This is a genomic window from Pseudomonas sp. AC463 (assembly GCF_979253585.1).
The window spans coordinates 1-243 of sequence record NZ_CEEDDZ010001052.1 but is presented as its reverse complement, the minus strand read 5'-3'; the positions used below and the strand labels follow the sequence as shown (position 1 = coordinate 243).

General features: G+C 70.4%; 1 protein-coding gene. It reads right to left on the bottom strand.

Going from position 1 to position 243, the window contains the following annotated elements; genetic code table 11:
- A partial coding sequence (locus tag AC0IYH_RS33470) for a hypothetical protein (RefSeq protein ID WP_471838742.1) occupies window positions 1–189 on the bottom strand: 189 nt, incomplete at its 3' end.
- Between the last annotated feature and the right edge of the window lie 54 nt (window positions 190–243).

Genomic DNA, 243 nt, shown 5'->3' with positions numbered 1-243 from the left:
GGCGGGTACCGCGAAGAACAGGTCCTCGAACGTCCCCGCCTCGATACTGCCGCGCAGTACCGGTGCGCCAGTACGGTGAGGAGCACCCGAGCGGGCGGGCGTCCGCCCACCGCTACGAAGCGCCGTTCCGGACGGCCGGACGCGGCCGAGCGCCAGCGCCGTCGCCTCCCCGAGAGTAAACGCCGTCATCTTCCATCCCCTTCAGGGGCTGGGACCGGGACAAAAAGAGGGCGTGGCGCGAAA